Raw genomic sequence first — 18190 nt, forward strand, 5'->3', positions numbered from 1 at the left:
TTTTTCGGGATAAGTGCCTTAGTCAACCATAAATGGATATTTTTTTATTTGGTATATGCCTTGAAATAAAGTTCCAGTATATCTTGCAAAAAACAGGCAGAAAACTTCATCAATCTCCCGGATAATCCTCTATTGAGCATACTGCTAAGGCTCTTTACTTCTGTGTATCCTGAAGTCAGATACCTTTATCAATTTCAATCAGACTTCCGTTTTTCGTTTTCCTGACACGTATCTGCTGGGGTATGTTCTCAATCAGTTCTTCTCTGTGGCTGATTACGCCAACCAGCTTGTTGGTTCCCGAAAGATTGATCAGTATGTCCATGGCACTTTCAATGGACTTTCTGTCAAGGGTACCAAAACCCTCGTCTATAAACAGTGCATCCATCTGAACACCACCGAGATTTGATGAAACCGTATCCGAGAGTCCCAGAGCCAGACTAAGAGATGCCTTAAAACTCTCACCTCCGGAAAGATTCCCCACCGGTCTTCTGTGACCGGTATAGTTATCAAGTACCTCCAGATCCAGAAAATTATTGCTCTTCTTCCCCAGAGAATCCTCCTGCCGGTAAAGCTCATACTGATTATCACTCATGGGCTGTAAACGTCTGTTGGCAGCTGCAATTATTCCGTCAAAACCGGCAGCCTGAATATACTGTTCCAGAGTTATCTTTACATTTCCTGTTGTTCCTCTGACAAGCTCATACAGCTTCCTGCATATATTATATTCCCTTGCTGCAGCCTCAAATACAGGTTGCAGCAATTCGATATTCTGCTTCTTCTCTTTATTGTTTGCTATTCTGTTTGATATTTCATTTTTTACCTTTCTGACAGATTCAACAACAGTATTCTGCTTCATACAAATACTGTTTAATTCTTCTATATCAACCTTCTTTTTGCCCCCGGCATCCTTTTTTGCCTGCTCCAGCTGAACAGCATTTGTTGAAACAGCCTGCCTGTACTCCCTGATTTTTTCATCACTTTCAGTCAGTTCCTTTTCGGACACAGCAAAAGAAAGCATTTCCTCATAATCGGTAAATCCACGGGATGAGAGTATCCTGTCCAGATCCTCTTTCAGGGATTGTTCTTCTTTCTTTTTCCCCATCACCCCGTCTTCCAATGTCTTTAATCCGGATGTGACGGCTGTAAGAGCTTTGTCTGCTTCATTCTTTGCTGCATCCAGAGCCTTTATCACATCAGTTATTTCTTTATACCTGTCTTCTGCTTTCTTCTTTTCGGAGGCTGCGGTTTCAGAATCCTGGAAGCTTAATCCGTCAAGTGTCTCCAGTTCCGTACTGCATTTTGTGATATCCCTGTCTGTTTCCTGAATTTTGCTATCAAGTTCCAGTCTCTCTTTTTCCAGATTTTCGCTTTCTTCACCCCTTGCTTTTTCAAGCTCTTCTTCTGCTTTTTTCAGGGCCTCACATTCTTTGGAAAGTACTGTCTGAATTGAATCATTGATTCCTGTTTTTTCATCAAGCTTTTTATCAGAGCTTCTTAATTCTTTCAATAGTTCATCAAGCTCTTTACTGCTTACCTTCACACCGATAATGTTATTCTCTAAACAGGAAAGTATATCCGTTACCATCCGGTTCTCATACACTTCAAGGGTATTCTTCGAAACCTCACAAGCCGTATTTGCTTCAGCTTTCTTCCCCTGAAGCTCCGCTTCTTTTGTCTTCAGGATTTCAAGATCTTCTTCAGAAATGGTTTTATCAGAAAGCTTTGCGGGTTCGGGATGGTGAATAGATCCGCATACCGGACATTTTTCCCCCTCCTTTAATCCTGCTGCAAGAATGCCTGCTCTTGACCTTTCCAGGATTTTTTCGGCCTCAAGTCTTTTCTTTGTCGCCGATTCGTATTCATCAAATGCCGAAATATAAGCTTCCTTCTCTATTTCCAGTTTATTCTTCTGATTTTCCCGTTCTTTTGTCCGTTTTTCCAGAATTTCCTTCACTTCTTCAGACAGAATTTTCAGTTCCCTGCCCTCGGTTTGAGCCTTCAAAAGATCATTCGGCTTTGATTTATTCTTATCAACGGTATCTTTCAGAGAAACTATCCTTTCTTTCAAAGCAGTTTCTTTCTGCTTTAATAAAGCCTCATTTTTCAGATTATTTTTCCTGTATTCATCAAGTAAGGCTATCCTTTTTTTCAGCTCATCTCTCTTCCGGTATTTAGGTTCCTCATCTTCAAGCTTTCTGATCCGTATCAAAAGCTCACCTGCTTCCGGCTCCAGCTTTTTAGTCTCAGTCAAACATTCAAGGGCTTCTTCAGCCGACTTTTGCTTTTCAAGCTTTTCATTCTTCTTTTTCTCTATCTGTTCCTCTGTTGTTTCTATATCCTTCTTTTTCGAATCCCACAGATCATAAGCAGGTTTAACTTCATGGGATGCAGCCTTTTGCCTCTTTAAAAGAATTTCAAGATCATCAATCTCCTTCTTTCCTTCACTGAGTTCTCGTCTCTTTTCTTCAAGTTTATCCAGTCTTTCGATAAACTCATTGTTGGTTTTTGCTGTGGCAAATTGAGTATTAAGTCTTTTAAGTTCCTGCTCTTCCAGTTCCAGTCTGGAACTTACTTCTGTAAGACAGTTCTCATCCGCAGAAATAACAGATTCTGTGGTTTTTAAAATCTCATCAAGATTCCAGGCACTGTTTAAATCTTTTGCCTTTTTCTGCAGTTCCCTGAATTCATCGAAACAGGTATTTTCTTCATCCGTTTTAACATCATAAAAGTACTGCACTATGCTCTGTTCGGTACTTAAACGCTCCTTGTTGCCGGCATCCATTCGGTCTTTCAGTTTATATTCGATTGATTTATACCCGCCGGTCATAAAAATGGTTCTCAGAATCTCGGTTCTCTGATCTGTCTTTGCATTCAACAGATTCCAGAATTCACCCTGAGCTATCATAGCAATCTGCTTAAACTGTTTTTCATCAATGTGAAGCAGTTCTTTAACGGCAGCATTGACCTGGGTAAGGCCTTCAACCGGAGCCTCACCTTCGGAATAAAAAACAGCCTTCTCCTTTTCGGTGATCACACCTTCTCCACGCTGCTTTTTACGTTCATAGGCAGGCTGCCTCCGCACATGATAATTACGTCCCTGATGAGTGAAATAAAAATCAACGTAACTTTCCGTATCAGGCTTTGCATACTCACTCCTGAGATTCTTTGTATCCCTGTATGATCCGCTTGTTATTCCGTAGAGTGCAAAACATATAGCATCAAAAATAGTGGTCTTACCGGCTCCGGTATCTCCGGAAATCAACAGTAATCCCTTGTCTTCAAATTGTTCAAAGTTTATCTCCGGCATAAGACCCGCGTATGGTCCGAATGCACTTATAATAAGCTTAATCGGTTTCATTGATAACTCCCGCCTCCCTGGCTGCCATCCTCATGACATCCATCTCTTCATCACTTATTTCACAGCCGTAAATAGTTTTGTAGAAATCACTGATAAGGTCGGTAAAGGATCTGTTTTGTGCGATCTTTGAAATATCCACCTGTTCTATTTCCCTGGTGTGAGCATTGTCATAATCTATCTTTACGGTATTTGGATAAGTCTGCTGAAAGATTCCCATGGCATCATTGATGATATCTTCATCAGTCAGAGTGGCATAAATAAAATCTTCCGTTGAACTGACATTTGCTTTATCCAGCAGTTTTTCCATTTTGCCCTTGATATGTCTCATGTCACGCAAAGGCTTTAATGGAAACAGCTCTATAGCTACATTCTTTTTTTCATCCATTGTGATGATGGGAACGGATTTTTCATTATTTACTTCGCTTAATGAATATTTCAGGGGAGAACCTGAATATCTGACCTCATCTCTGCCTACACGCTGGGGAGAATGAATATGGCCAAGAGCCACATAATCAAATTCATCGAACAGGTCATAAGCTATCTTTTCTACCAGTCCGACACTCTGGGTTCCCGCGCTTTCCGAGCCCCCCAGAGCCGGATCTTCACCTTTCCCTGCTACAAATTGATGCGCAACCAGCACATTGCATTTCTCTTTATCTATATCTGCATCTTCCAGAATCACCCTTACTGCATCTTCATAATTATCGATTTTTTTATCAGGGAAAAAGTGTCTGACCTGAGATGCCTTTACAAAGGGCAGAAGATAAATATTCAATTCCGTATCACCATCCCTCAGGACACGCTTATCAAGATGTCCGCTGAAGATGGCGGAAATATATATTCCGCTGCTTTCAAAAAGCGTACTGCCATAATTCAATCTGTCATCCGAATCATGGTTTCCGCTGATCAGAAATGTGCTGACCTTTCTTTTGGCAAGCTGATTCAAAAATCTGTCCAGCAGGCGGGTTGCGGATTCACTGGGAATCGACTTGTCATAAACATCCCCTGCAATAAGAACAGCATCAACAGACTCTTTATCTATGAGATCTATGATCTGATTCAGAATGTATTCCTGATCAGCTATCAAATCAAAATCACCAAGATATTTACCTAGATGTAAATCCCCCAAATGCAATAACTTCATTTGCAAACCTCCAATCATTTACATAATTGTATCAAAGTAACTATGTATATGTTGCTTATTTCTTAATTTTTTATGTCGATATATCGTTAGTAAGGACTTTTTTCGATCCATAACATTATGAAAAGGAGGCAAATGGGATGAAAAAAAGATTGGCATTTTTACTTGCTGTACTGATGGCTGTTTTTTCACTTGGAATGGTTTCTTTGGCCAAGGAGAAAAATGTTACTGAAATGAGCTGGAGCGATGGCGAAAAAGCAGTAAAGGAGAGTGGAATCAAGGGCAGCTTTGTCACTTTGGATGAGGTGGATCTCAAGTTCTGGATTCCAAATGACTATAAAGCCACTACTCTGACAAAAGCTGACAAAGACGAAGGCTACATCGCCTACTATGAGAATCCAAAGACCAAGGGTGTTGTCGCTGTAATGTACGTGGACGTAAAGGGTATGACCCTTGATGAATATAAGAAAGAACTGAAGGGAATGTCCGAAGTAACAGAAATCGAGGATTGTGTACTAAACGGTCTGGAGTGTGTTGGCTATCGTATACCTGACGATGATACCATGAGTTTAAGTTTTTCTACCGAGAACGGCTATATCCTTGAAATCACTTTCGCTCCTGTGACAGATGATGATGACTCTATTGAGATACCCGCATATATCATGAGTTCTATCATGGAAGAGGAGTGATGACGTGAGTGTCAAAAATATTTGCAACTCACTGATGATGCACAGCACGTACACATCCGTGTGCAATGAGCAGGAATCCTTACGGATTCCTTTGAAGCGCTCAAAGCCGCGTGGCTCCTTCGATTAAAAATCGAAGGCAGTTGTGCTGTTGAACACTCATAACTCACGTTATAACATTAACAGAGCGGCATCCCATGAAAGGACGCCGCTCTTCTATTTATCATTTTCTCTTGAATTATCCTCACACCATTGTTAGGAGATACTCTTTTACTTTCCCGAGCCTGCTTCTCTTCCATGCTCCTTCCTTTGCAGTAAGGGAATATGGAACCACAACCGAAAGATCCATATGTGCCTTTTCGAAATATCCGTCCGGTTCAGTGCTGAAGAAGTAAGCATTCCATACATCCTCTCCGGCATCTTCAAAACGATCCTTTTCAAGATAGATCATTTTTTTACGTTCCTCCTGAATGAAGGCAGCTGCCGCAAGGGGAGACAGTAATTCATATTCCTCTGCAGGGATATCTGTAAAGATGTCCGGAAGCTCCGCTTCTGCTATACTCTCCGGTCCTCTCAGGATCTTAGTACCCACAGCCTCGAAAGACATTTCGGATTCCGTAAAGCAAAGCTTCAGAAGAACTCCTTCATCGGTATAGGGGTGGGCGCGCTGATAATCTGTGTCAAAAATAAAATTACCAAGAGAATAAAAGATCATCTTTCCATCATCAAATGTCTCGTAATTTTCCACCACATGAGGATGATGTGCCACCACAGCATCAGCTCCCATCTCAAGATACCTGAGATATCTGTCTCTGGTATAGGGATTCGGCATGGCTGCAAACTCCTCTCCTCCGTGAGCCACAACTATGCACCATCTGCAATGTTCTTTTATCTCTTTTATTCTCGCTTCTATACGCTCCATGTCATCCCAGCGGAAAACTCCGGGATCCGCAGCCGTTGCAGGTATACATTCTGCCATGTAGGCAACTCCGAACATGCCTATCCCGCCGGCTTCCTCAAGTATCACCGGCTTCGAGGCCTCTTCCTCATTTATTCCGGCACCTATGGTACATGCTCCCGATTCAGCCGCGAGACGCCTGGTGTTTAAAAGCCCCTCCTCTCCGGCATCCATGATATGGTTGTTTGAAATATTCCAGATATCCGCATGGATGTTCTTTAGCACAGACACGGCAGCAGGATTCATGCTGTGGAAGAAAACGCCATGACTGCCGTTGTCCTCTGCATCCGTAAGAGCGCCTTCCACATTGGCAACCACGTGGTCCGCACTGTGAAAAAACTTAAGGAGATCCTCCGAAACAAGCTCAGGATCCTCCCAGCGGTTCAGCATATATTTGTCAAAACCTATATCACCTGTAAAAACGATGGATGTTTTATCCTTCCCCATAATCTATCCCTCCTGCCTAAGATTTCATGGCACGATGCAGAGAAGCTTTCATCATATCAATGTCTCTGATCCTTCATAGCCAATGTGCCATTTACACTACGGTTCCCTTATCAGGTTATCTGAGTCTCTTCAAAGTTTCTATGGTCAGTTTATAGATACGCCCCGTGCTCTCGATATGAAGTCTTTCTCTCGGGGTATGAATATCCGTGAGATCCGGGCCGATGGAAACCGCATCAAGTCCCGGCATTTTTCCGGAAAGGATACCGCACTCCAGTCCCGCGTGTAATGCTTCCACCTTCGGTTCTCTGCCGTTCAGCGCCTTATAAGCCTCTATCATTGTGTCACGAAGCTTTGAATCAGCCTTGTACTCCCATGCTGAATAGGCTGATCCCACTTCTGCTTCCCCTCCGAGTGCGGCTGCCAATGCCTCTATACGTTCCACTGTCTCATCCCTTTGGGAATTGACGCTTGATCTGGTAAGAAAACTGAAGTAAACCGAGTCTTCCTCTGTATAGATCTGCCCAAGATTTGTGGATGTCTGAACAAGTCCCTCCACATCCGCACTCATTACCTGAACTCCGTTAGGCACCGTAAACATAAAACAAACTATACGCTCACTAAGTTCCCTGCTGAATCCGGCTTCCGCCTCTGCAGGCTCAAGCTTCACCCACACTCCTGAATCAGTAACTCTGTATTCATTCCCGAGATTATGATTAAGCTCTGACACTGCCTCCTCTGCTGCTTTCACATCGGATACAGCTATGATGGCTGAAGATTCTCTCGGAATGGCATTATCCTTGGTTCCTCCGGAAGCCTCCACGAGCCTGAGTTCTGTCTTTCGGGAGATTTCAAACATTGCCCGTCCAAGCACGATGTCAGCATTGGCACGGCCTTTGTGTATCTCCTCACCGGAATGACCGCCCGCAAGTCCGCCAACTGTCAGCTTCAGGGCTTTTCCTGCCAATGTCTCTCTCCCGCCACTGAACCTGACCACAACTCTTGCGGCTCCGGCACAGCTCACGGTGAAGATCCCGTCAGCCTCCGAATCCAGATTCAGCATATACTTTGCTTTAAGATCAGAGGTGTCCAGGGCTCTCGCCCCTACCATTCCTATCTCTTCCCCAACGGTGAATACACACTCAAGATCAGGATGCTCTGCTTCATGAGACGCAAGGATGGCAAGCTCCATGGCAACGGCTATTCCATCATCTCCTCCGAGGGTTGTTCCCCTGGCCCCCACCAGATCTCCATCCACAAACAGATCCAGACCTTCTGTCATCATGTCCTTTGTGCAGTCGGGATCCTGTTCTGCTACCATGTCCATATGTCCCTGAAGCATGACGGTATCGGCATTTTCATATCCCTCCGTGGCAGGTTTAAATATCACAACATTGCCGGCTTCGTCCTGACGAAACCTGAGCTTGTGATCCATGGCAAACTTCACAAGATAATCACTGATTGCCTGAGTATTTCCGGAGCCATGAGGAATTCCGCAGATTTCCTCAAAATATCCGAATACTTCCTTTGGTTCTAAATTTGATAATACGCCCATAATTAATCCTTTAAAAACAGGGGCTGTCAAAGCAGCCCCTCAATAAATACTTTAATGTAAGTAAATGTCATAAGTCCATGTGCCCGGTTTATGATTAAGTATTCCTACACCGGAACCTTTATGCAAGAGCATGCATAATATTTGCACACAGCACAGCCAACGGAGTACCCACAACATAGCCCATGAGAGCCATGAGGATACCTACCGGAACAAGAGATCCTGAGTAGGAACCTGCAAGTACAGGTGCAGATGCCGTTCCGCCGATATTGGCAAGGGATGCAACTCCTGCAGTGAAAAGATCAAGCTTAAGTACACGGCAGATAACAAGCATAAGAACCGCATGAATCGCAAGAATGATAAATCCTGTGAGTATCCATGCAGGAGCATCTCCAAGCTCCAGAAGGCTTGCACGGCTTGCCAGAAGGCCGATTACAGAATAAAGGAGCAGGTTGGAAACTTCAGCAGAACCCGGAACCTTTCCAAGAGGTGTAACTGCAGCGATAAGTGAAACCGCTGTAATGAAAAGAACTGTCCATGTTGCCTTATCCGAGAAACCGGTTGCATCATACAGTGCGGCACCAACATTTGAAGCTACGGCACTTGCAAGAAATGCTGAACCGATAAGAAGGATGAGACTCTGGAAAGTGATTCTGCTGGTGTTTGACTTTGCCTCTTCCTCAAGCTTTGATGAAACCTCATCAAGCTTTGAAGTATCTGCCTTGGTCCACTTATTGAACTTAGGTGCCAGCTGGATAGCCCAGAGCAGAAACATTACCCACAGTGAATAGTCGATGGAGTCGATAACCAGAGCATAGCCCATATCCGCTTCACTGATATTGAGGGCTGCCTGAACCGCAACCATGTTTCCCGAACCGCCGATCCATGATCCGCACAGTGCGCCGAGACCCATCCAGGCATCACTTCCTATGGCGCCCTTCATGATAAGGAATGCAGCTATAAATCCGATGATGATGGTTACTGTTGCAGAAAAGAATCCTATGAGCATCTTTGGTCCAAGCTTCAAAACCTTTCTGATATCGCATCTCAGAAGCATGGCAAAGATCATGGCATAGGTCAGATTGTTCTTCAGCGCGCTGTAGGCCGGTTTCGTTTCTGCCATATCCCATACCTTCAAGGTACAGAGAAGCATGGCAATCAGATAGCAGAGAACAACGGCAGGCACGTACTTGAAGAATTTTTGAAGACCGCCTGTGGCATGTGTTGACAGCGTGACCAGAACGGCAGCCATAAACAACAGAACCGCAACATAAGTGAACCCATTAGTAATCATAAACAACCCCCTTTGAAACATTATTTTTAATAATTATAGCACCTAAAATTAATATTTGTCTCTAGCTTGAAGCCATATTAAGTGAAACAGATTCGATATAAATTTAAGGAATGGCTCCAGTCTGTCACTCAAAATTCCATACAATCTCCCATCAGAGATGGTCGATTCCGCATTGTCGGTCTAGTGCTCCATTGGTCTTTTGTGCAGGCACAACGCCCAATGGAACGTTTGACCGCCTTATCGCAAAAAAAGGAGACTGTCCACTTCAATAGTGAAACAGCCCCCTCATTGAGCTAAACCCATTTAATGACGTGAGTGTCAAAAGTATTTGCCACTCACTGATGATGCGCAGCACGCAGCTTTGAGCGCTTCAAAGGAATCTGTAAGGATCCCTGCTTTATGCTCACGATTATGTGCTTGCTGCTTTTAATTCGTCAGAAGCTTCAAAAGTTCATTTCTTATTCCGGCATAATGCTCCTGATTTATTCCGAAATCCATATTCTTATAGGTCCAAAGCGCACAACCTATTTTTTCTTCTGAAAAGATGGTCATAACATCCCGGAACCAGCGAAGAGTATCCTCTTCTGGCGCCTGATCAATGACTCCGAACTCTCCAACATAAAGAGGAGCTCCCTTTTCTTTTGCTGACTCAACAGCCACTCTGACCATGTCTCTCAGGAAAGAGATATTCATCTCGTCGTATTGACGTTCCACAACACTCTGCCCCTGAGTTCCCAGGATACGGGACTTTTCCCTGTAGATCTCATAGTCGTCAGGATAATGTACAGTCTTTATTTCCTGCATCACAGGCATCCAGTGAGCCCACTGATGTGTAAATACAAGAGGCTCATAAAAATGGAAGGTAAAAAGAATCCTGTCATCTGCCGGTTTCTCAAGGTACTTTATGGTACCTGCACTGTTCCACTGTATGCCGCCGTAAATGATCCAGGCATCCTTTGAAAACCTTCTGATAACCGAAACTGCCTTCTTTATGAGAATGTTCCAGGCCTCAGCATTTTCATCCTCCACAACCTCATTGAGTAGTTCAAAGCAAAGATCCTTATGAACCGAGTATTCCTTTGCCAGAGATTCCCAAAGACCAAGGAACCTTCCCTGAACCTTTTCGTCGGTAAAAAGACGGTTCTTCCCGGAATCTCCCGCATCATTAAAATCATATCCGTAGGCTTTGTGAAGATCCAGAACCACCGGCAATCCCTGCGCCTCACACCATTCGATGACCTGATGAACCCGCCTGTAGCCATCTTCCCTGCGGACACCTTCTTCTGTTTCAAATACTTCATAATCGATGGGAAGTCGAATGTGATCAAACCCCATTTCCCTGATCTTTCCGATATCCTCTTCCTTTATGAAGCTGTCATAATGCTCTTCTTCATGTGTGCACTGTGACAGAAATCCCCCTAAATTTATGCCCCTTCTAAGTGATATCATTCCTTAACGCCTCCCAGTGTCACACCTTCAACTATAAACTTCGATAACAGAATGTATACGAAGATGATAGGCACTATGGCTATGGTGATGAGCATGTAAACCTTACCCATATCGAACTTCAGGAAGTCAGCACTTCTTAAAGATGCGATAAGTATAGGCAGTGTCTTTTTCTTCTGAGTGCTGAGTACCAGGGCCGGAATAAAGTAGTTATTCCATGATGATACGAAGGCAAATATGGCCTGTACTGCCATAGCCGGCTTCATGATCGGAAGAACTATACTGTTAAAAGTCCTGAACTCATTGGCTCCGTCTATTCTTGAAGCCTCCACCAGAGACATAGGCAGGGATGACTGCATATAGCTGTACATGAAATAAAATACAGACGGAGCGGCGATTGACGGAAGGATAAGGGGGAAAAATGTATCCTCCATGTTCATCTTGGTTATCAGTCGTAAAAATCCAAGGGCTGACACCTGTGTAGGCATAACCAGTATAAGCATGATAAATATAAATGCCGGCTTCTTAAGCTTAAAATCGTATGCGTAAAGTCCGTAAGCTGTCAATGCTGAGAAATAGCACGAAAGCACAGCTGCGAAGGAGGATACTATAAGCGAGTTGGTGATGCCGTTAAAGATAGGAACATTGGCATCATTCGCCACGTTCACAAGATTCTTTAATAATGCCGCACCCGGGATAGCTGAAAATCCCTTCTGAATATCAACATGCTCTCTTGTGGAGTTTATCAAAAGAATGTAAAAGAAGAACAGGCACAGGAAAGTCAGAACCGAAAGTAATATATATGCAGCTACCGTTCTTATTTTTGCCTCAGTTATTTCCCTTTGTTTTCTCTTATTCATACTGCGTCCTTTCCCTGATTAACTTTCTGCCTTGGTATTCAGCACGTCTCTGTCTATTCTTTTCTTCTTTGGCGCGCTGTTTTCTTCACTGTTCATGGAGAAGTAAACAAACAGGCAAAGTATCGCGCAGACTATAAAAAGAACTACCGAAAGCGCACCGGCCATGCCGTAATTCCTGCTGAACAGATGCTTATTCAGATACATAATCATGGTCATGGAAGTTCTGTCGGGTCCTCCGGTTCCGTCTGTAAGAATCTGAGGAACATCAAACATCTGAAGACCACCGATCATGGAAGTGATGAACACATACACAAGAATAGGTTTTATGTTTGGCAGTGTGATATGGAAAAATGTCTGCTTATGATTACAGCCATCAAGCTCCGCAGCCTCAAAGAGTGAAGGATTGATGCCCATGACCGCAGCCATAAGAATGATGGTAGTGTTTCCGAACCACATGAGGAAGTTCATGGATGCTATAAGTCCTCTGGTTCCCCATACCTCAGAAAGAAAACGGTATGGCTTTGAAAGAATTCCCGAATCCACAAGAAAAGAATTGACCGGTCCTATATCCGAGAAAAGAGCGAAAAATAACATAGAGAATGCACTGGCCATAATAAGGTTAGGCATGTAGATAACCACCTTAAAAAACTGCTTTCCCTTGATTCTCAGTCTCGCATCCGTAAACCAGGCTGCAAGAATAAGAGAAACCGTGATCTGTGGAAGAAAACCCAGTATCCATAGAATAAAGGTGTTTCCCATATATTTGGGAAGATCGGTTTCAAACAAAGTTTTGTAATTCTCAAGTCCCACAAAAGTAGGTCCTATTTCCTTCAAACCACTTCTGTAATACTCGAAAAAGCTGTAGTAAATAGTTGATCCCAAAGGAATAAGCTGAAATATGGCGAATGTTAAAAAAAACGGAAGTATAAATATATATCCCCATTTTGAATAGCTGACTTTTTTCCTTTTAGCTGTCTCCTTAGATGTCATGATCTCCCTCCAGAATTCTTTTTTTGGGGTGGAGCTGGCCACACCAATTTCTTCATAACCCTTGGTCATAATCTGATACCTCACTACAGATACTGAGGACACTGCACAGGTAATGTGAGTGTCAAAAGCCGATATCGGAACCCTTCCTCCCACATCCTGCACTCCCAGGCCGCAATAATCGTCCTTACTTGCTCTTTGGGAATACCAGCCATGGAAAGTTGCTGTGGGAAGGTCGTTACTATATGACAGATTCCTGCCGAATCTGCCACAAGTCATGTGGGGCATGTCATGAAGTCTATCTCCCACTTCTGTGCAGGCACAGGTGGGAGAAAACTTATGACACTTATTCTTATTTTATTCCGGCCAAACAACTTCAGTTATTTCAGGATAGGACTCCTTGATGGAAGTCTCGAAGTTCTGCTTTGCTGTATCGAGATCAACATTACCGTTAAAGTAATCCTTCATTGCTCTCTGGATAAGTTCATTACAGCCCTGATCATATGGAGAGATATTGCTCATATCGATCTGCTTTGCTGTATTTGAGAACAGTGCCACGTGGTTCTGACCACCGAGGAACTCTGAACCGAATGATGAATCGGCTGCAATTGCCTCCATACCTGAAATGGTATTTGTGTAGTCCTGTATTTCCTGATTTCTGGTCATTGACTCCATGATTTCGTGGTTACATGTGAGCTGCTTCATGATGTCCTTAATGTCAGCGGCATTGTCAGTTCCGGCTGCTGCGCAAAGCCATGTTCCGCCCCAGTAATATGGTGCAGGTCCGTAGCATACTGCCCAGTCGCCGAAGCCCTTCTCTCCTGCATTTCCGAGAAGAGTGAAGTTGATTCCCCATGTTGAATAGAAGAAACCGAATACCTTACCGTCAGCACCCTGATCTGAAGCCCAGCCGTCATCCCAGAGAGATGTCTTGTTGTTGTATCCCTTATCTGTATAGTTCTTGGTCTGCTCGATCCAGCGCATTATATTCTTATCAACATTTACTGTTGTTCCTGTTACCCACGGAGCGGAAACATTGTTTGAGAATGTACGGTAAGAATCATCAAAACCTGAAAGCATCTTATAGCCCTTCTCATGAGCCTTCTCTGCTACCTCGTCAAATTTATCCCAGTCTGAAAGAGCCTCCTGAACCTTATCGGGGTCATCTGTACCGAGTACATCTTTGGCGATAGATCTTCTATATGCGAAAAGTCCCGGTGTTGCCTGCCATGTGGTTCCCTTCTGAACTCCATCTATGGAAACTATATCCTTTGTGTACTGATACTGATCCGCAAGATCATCTGAGGTAAGTCCTATATCGTTCTTGACATCCAGAGTGAAATCGGAATCCACATACTTTAAGGCATAGTCTGCTTCCACAAGGAACATATCGATCTTATCATCGGCAGCTGCTTTATCCTGTGCCATCAAAGCCTCATCAAGCTTGTTCTGATAGTTATTGTTTACATTCTCGTTGATGGTCCACTTTACAACTGTTCCGTTCTTAAGTGTTGTGGTAGCCTTGTCACTTGCCACAGACTCAACTTCGGGATAGAAGTCATTGAAACGTGAACGGAATTCTTCATTCCAACACCAGATATTAAGCACTTTTCCATCGGATGAAATGTCTGCGGCCGGAGCCTTTGACTCAGAGGAAGGAGTACTGCTGCCTCCGCATCCAACCAGTCCCACCATTGTTGCTCCAAGAAAAAGAGCTGAACCAATCATCATTAATTTCTTCATAACAACCTCCTATTTTTATATGTTGTACATATTTATTTCCCACTTACAGTATCTTCAGATGCTTTTTACGGTTTTCCCTTCCTGTATCCTGCCCTGAACCTTTATCTGCTCTGCTATGCTGGTCCTTGGGTTTTCTATGATGTCTATAAGTTTCCGTACAGATCTTATACCGATCTCAACTGTATCCTGATAGTAGGTAGTAAGCTGTGGGCTCAGAGCTCTAGTAAGTCTGATGCCGTCATAACCGACCACGCTTACATCTTCAGGAATCCTGAGTCCCATCTCCTCCAGTCCCTGACGGCCTCCTATATAGGAATAATCATCCGGGAAAATGATGGCAGTCGGACGTTCCTTCTGATCCATGAGAATCTTAACTGCATCTCTGCATCTTTCTATATCATGGTAACGGGATTCCATAACATAACTGTCGGGAACTTCGATTCCGTTTTCTTCGCAGGCTCTGTAAAATCCTGCCATTCTTTTATCTGTTACCGACGTACTCTCACCATGAATAAAAGCAATCTTTTTGTGACCATGCTCTATGAGATATTTTGTCAGTTCATACTCTCCTTCAACATTGTCCGAAAGTACGCTGCTTCTGTCGTTGTAAACATAATCAATGGAAACTGTGGGTATATCGCTGTACACCAGATCCTGAACCGCCTGACTTTTGAAATCCACACTTGCAATCAGCACTCCGTCGCATTTACGATATCTTGCATGCTCAAGAAAAGAGGCTTCTCTTCCGGCTATGTTCTTACATATAAATGTAATGTCGTACCCGAGCCTTTCTGCTTCAGTCTTTGCACTGTTAAGAATTTCTGAGAAAAATTCATGTGTAAGTCCGCAAGCCGTTTCATCTATAAAGAGAACCCCTATGTCATGTGAAACACTGGTCTTCAATTGTTTTGCTGCAGCATTGGGATAATAGTTCATCTTTCTTGCTGTCTCTCTGATGAGCTCTGCTGTTGCCTTGCCAACATCTCCATAGCCGTTCAGGGCCTTACTGACTGTTGCCGGTGACACTCCGCAAGCTTCAGAAATGTCTTTTATCGTAACCATCAAACTGACTCCTTATGTTTCCGAAATCGTTTTCGTATCTTAATCATAATTCACTTGCCAATCTTAGTCAATTATCCACTTTTAATATTTCACCATTACTTGATTTGGTGATTATGCACAGTTTTTCAAAAGTTCCAAACAATTCGTTTGCAATTATTAAAAAGCAATCTATAATGGAGGCACGAATCAACGAAAACGTTTTCGATGTAGGAGGAGCAAATGAAATACGGTTATTTTGATGACAATGCCCGCGAATATGTTATTACCACTCCGGAAACGCCCTTACCATGGATCAACTATTTAGGATGTAAGGATTTCTTCGGACTTATCTCAAATACAGCCGGAGGCTATGACTTCTATAAGGATGCAAAGCTTCTGAGACTCACACGTTACCGCTATAACAACGTTCCTTACGATACCGGCGGACGTTACTACTATATAAAGGACGGTGACTGCATCTGGAATCCCGGATGGCAGCCGGTACAGACTGCCCTTGACAACTATAGCTGCCGCCACGGTATGGGCTATTCTGTTATAGAAGGCACCAAAAACTCATTAAAGGCTAAACTTACAGCCTTTGTTCCTCTTTCAGATTCCTGCGAAATCAATCATCTTACACTTACGAACGAATCGGAGGCTGTTAAAGAAATAGATCTTTTCAGCTTCGTTGAATTCTGTCTTTGGAACGCAGAGGATGATGCCACAAATTTCCAGAGAAACTACTCCACCGGCGAAGTTGAAGTTGTGGGAAGCACCATCTATCACAAAACCGAGTACAGAGAACGCCGTAATCACTTCTCTTTCTATTCTGTGAACAGAGAAATCGCAGGGTTCGATACAGATCGTGCAAGTTTTACCGGCTTCTATCACGGACTTCATAACCCGGATGCGGTTATAAAGGGTGAAAGCAAAAACTCTGTAGCTCACGGCTGGTCTCCGGTAGGAAGCCACCACCTGAAAGTAACATTGGCACCTGACGAAAGCTATACCGCCATTTTCGTATTAGGCTACTGCGAAAATCCTGTGGAGGAAAAATTCGTTGCGCCGAATGTTATAAATAAGAAACCTGCAGAAAAGCTTCTTGCAAAATATCAGAAGGATGAGCAGGTGGAGACAGCACTCAATGAATTAAAAGCATATTGGGACAAGCTTCTTTCGGTTTATTCCGTAAAAACTCATAACGAAAAACTGAACCGTTCAGTCAACATCTGGAATCAGTACCAGTGTATGGTAACCTTCAATATGAGCCGTTCCGCAAGCTATTTCGAAAGCGGTATGGGTCGCGGCATGGGATTCAGAGATTCTTCTCAGGATCTTCTCGGATTCGTACATCTCATTCCGGAACGTGCAAGAGAACGTATCTTAGACATTGCCAGCACCCAGTTTGAGGATGGTTCGGCATATCACCAGTACCAGCCTCTTACAAAGACAGGTAATCTCAATGTAGGCTCCGGATTCAACGATGATCCCATGTGGCTCATTGCAGGAACCGGCGCATATATCCGAGAAACCGGAGATTTTTCGATTCTTGATGAGATATGCGATTTTGATAATGACCATACAAAGGCCGCTCCTCTTCTTGAGCATCTGAGACGCAGCTTCAACTACATAGTGAACCACAAGGGTCCTCATGCTCTTCCGCTTATCGGACGCGCAGACTGGAATGACTGTCTGAATCTAAACTGTTTTTCAGAGACTCCCGGAGAAAGCTTCCAGACCACAGGACCTTCTGAAGGACCTGTAGCGGAAAGTGTATTTATAGCCGGTCTTTTTGTGAAATACGGAAAAGAATATATCAGCATTTTGAGACATCTTGGGCTGAATGAGGAAGCCGATAAGTGCGCCGGAGAGGTTGAACTGATGACAAAGGCCATCGAAACTGCCGGTTGGGACGGTGAGTGGTTTGTCAGAGCATACGATGCCTACTCAAATCCTGTAGGAAGCCACGTATGTGAAGAAGGACAGATTTTCATAGAGCCTCAGGGAATGTGCATAATAGGCGGCGTTGGTGTTGAGAACGGAATGGCTGAGAAAGCCCTGAAGAGCGTTGAAACACGCCTCGATACAAAGTACGGCATCATGCTGAACCAGCCTGCATACTCAAGATATCATGTTGAGCTTGGTGAGATTTCTTCATATCCGCCCGGATACAAGGAGAATGCCGGTATCTTCTGCCACAACAACCCATGGATTGCCTGTGCCGAAACCATGGTCGGTCACGGCAGCAGAGCCTTTGAAGTCTATAAGAAGACCAATCCTGTTTTCCTGGAGGAAATCGGCGAAATACACCGTACAGAGCCTTACGCATACTGCCAGATGGTGGCAGGAAAGGATGCTCCTTCCTTTGGAGAGGGAAAGAACAGCTGGCTTACAGGTACCGCAGCATGGACCTTTACTACCATCAGTCAGTTCATTCTCGGTGTAACACCTGACTTTGACGGTTTACGCATTAACCCATGTATCCCCAAGGAAGTGGAAAGCTATGATGTTGTCCGCAAGTTCCGTGGAAAAACATACAATATTCATATAGAGAATCCTGCCCATGTAGAAAAGGGTGTAAAGGAATTCTATGTAGACGGCGAGCTCCATTCCGGAAATCTCATTACACCTGAAATGGGCGGCCAGGAAGTTGATATAAGAGTTATTTTAGGATAAACTA

12 protein-coding genes are annotated in these 18190 nt (G+C 43.7%); 2 read left to right on the top strand and 10 right to left on the bottom strand.

The window, feature by feature from the left end:
• Window positions 1-175 precede the first annotated feature (175 nt).
• Both T515_RS05395 and T515_RS05400 read right to left on the bottom strand, forming a co-directional pair.
• A complete protein-coding gene (locus tag T515_RS05395; protein WP_036608505.1) occupies window positions 176-3358 on the bottom strand; it encodes an SbcC/MukB-like Walker B domain-containing protein in 3183 nt (1060 codons plus the stop codon).
• Window positions 3345-4502: an exonuclease SbcCD subunit D gene (locus T515_RS05400; protein ID WP_051671460.1), complete on the bottom strand. Its 1158-nt coding sequence runs from the start codon at window positions 4500-4502 to the stop codon at window positions 3345-3347. The genes T515_RS05395 and T515_RS05400 overlap by 14 nt, the downstream gene beginning before the upstream one ends.
• A 137-nt stretch (window positions 4503-4639) precedes the next feature.
• On the opposite strand from T515_RS05400, the gene T515_RS05405 reads away from it, so the two are divergent.
• Window positions 4640-5188 (top strand): hypothetical protein, encoded by a 549-nt coding sequence (locus tag T515_RS05405; protein ID WP_036608506.1) that lies wholly within the window; start codon window positions 4640-4642, stop codon window positions 5186-5188.
• Between the two features lie 241 nt (window positions 5189-5429).
• Here T515_RS05405 and T515_RS05410 read toward each other — a convergent pair whose 3' ends face one another.
• The 8 genes from T515_RS05410 to T515_RS05445 all read right to left on the bottom strand — a co-directional run bounded on the left by T515_RS05410 (window position 5430) and on the right by T515_RS05445 (window position 15531).
• Window positions 5430-6590 carry a CapA family protein gene (locus T515_RS05410; protein WP_242839330.1) on the bottom strand — a complete coding sequence of 387 codons (1161 nt, stop codon included), beginning with the start codon at window positions 6588-6590 and terminating at the stop codon, window positions 5430-5432.
• A 115-nt stretch (window positions 6591-6705) separates the two neighbouring features.
• Window positions 6706-8142 carry an aminoacyl-histidine dipeptidase gene (locus tag T515_RS05415; protein WP_036608510.1) on the bottom strand — a complete coding sequence of 479 codons (1437 nt, stop codon included), beginning with the start codon at window positions 8140-8142 and terminating at the stop codon, window positions 6706-6708.
• Window positions 8143-8260: 118 nt separating this feature from the next.
• A complete protein-coding gene (locus tag T515_RS05420) occupies window positions 8261-9433 on the bottom strand; it encodes a DUF819 family protein (RefSeq protein WP_036608513.1) in 1173 nt (390 codons plus the stop codon).
• 426 nt (window positions 9434-9859) lie between these two features.
• Window positions 9860-10882, bottom strand: coding sequence for a glycoside hydrolase family 5 protein (locus T515_RS05425; RefSeq protein WP_036608517.1), 1023 nt, complete (start codon window positions 10880-10882; stop codon window positions 9860-9862).
• Window positions 10879-11739: a carbohydrate ABC transporter permease gene (locus T515_RS05430; RefSeq protein WP_051671461.1), complete on the bottom strand. Its 861-nt coding sequence runs from the start codon at window positions 11737-11739 to the stop codon at window positions 10879-10881. The genes T515_RS05425 and T515_RS05430 overlap by 4 nt, the downstream gene beginning before the upstream one ends.
• Window positions 11740-11757: 18 nt before the next feature.
• A complete protein-coding gene (locus T515_RS05435; RefSeq protein WP_036608642.1) occupies window positions 11758-12729 on the bottom strand; it encodes a carbohydrate ABC transporter permease in 972 nt (323 codons plus the stop codon).
• 354 nt (window positions 12730-13083) lie between these two features.
• Window positions 13084-14469 (bottom strand): ABC transporter substrate-binding protein, encoded by a 1386-nt coding sequence (locus tag T515_RS05440; protein WP_036608523.1) that lies wholly within the window; start codon window positions 14467-14469, stop codon window positions 13084-13086.
• Window positions 14470-14523: 54 nt separating this feature from the next.
• Window positions 14524-15531 (bottom strand): LacI family DNA-binding transcriptional regulator, encoded by a 1008-nt coding sequence (locus T515_RS05445; protein ID WP_036608525.1) that lies wholly within the window; start codon window positions 15529-15531, stop codon window positions 14524-14526.
• Between the two features lie 219 nt (window positions 15532-15750).
• Between T515_RS05445 and T515_RS05450 the strand changes: the two genes are divergently transcribed.
• A complete protein-coding gene (locus tag T515_RS05450) occupies window positions 15751-18186 on the top strand; it encodes a GH36-type glycosyl hydrolase domain-containing protein (RefSeq protein WP_036608529.1) in 2436 nt (811 codons plus the stop codon).
• Window positions 18187-18190 lie beyond the last annotated feature (4 nt).

Source organism: Oribacterium sp. P6A1 (assembly GCF_000702885.1).
Lineage (GTDB): Bacteria > Bacillota > Clostridia > Lachnospirales > Lachnospiraceae > Oribacterium.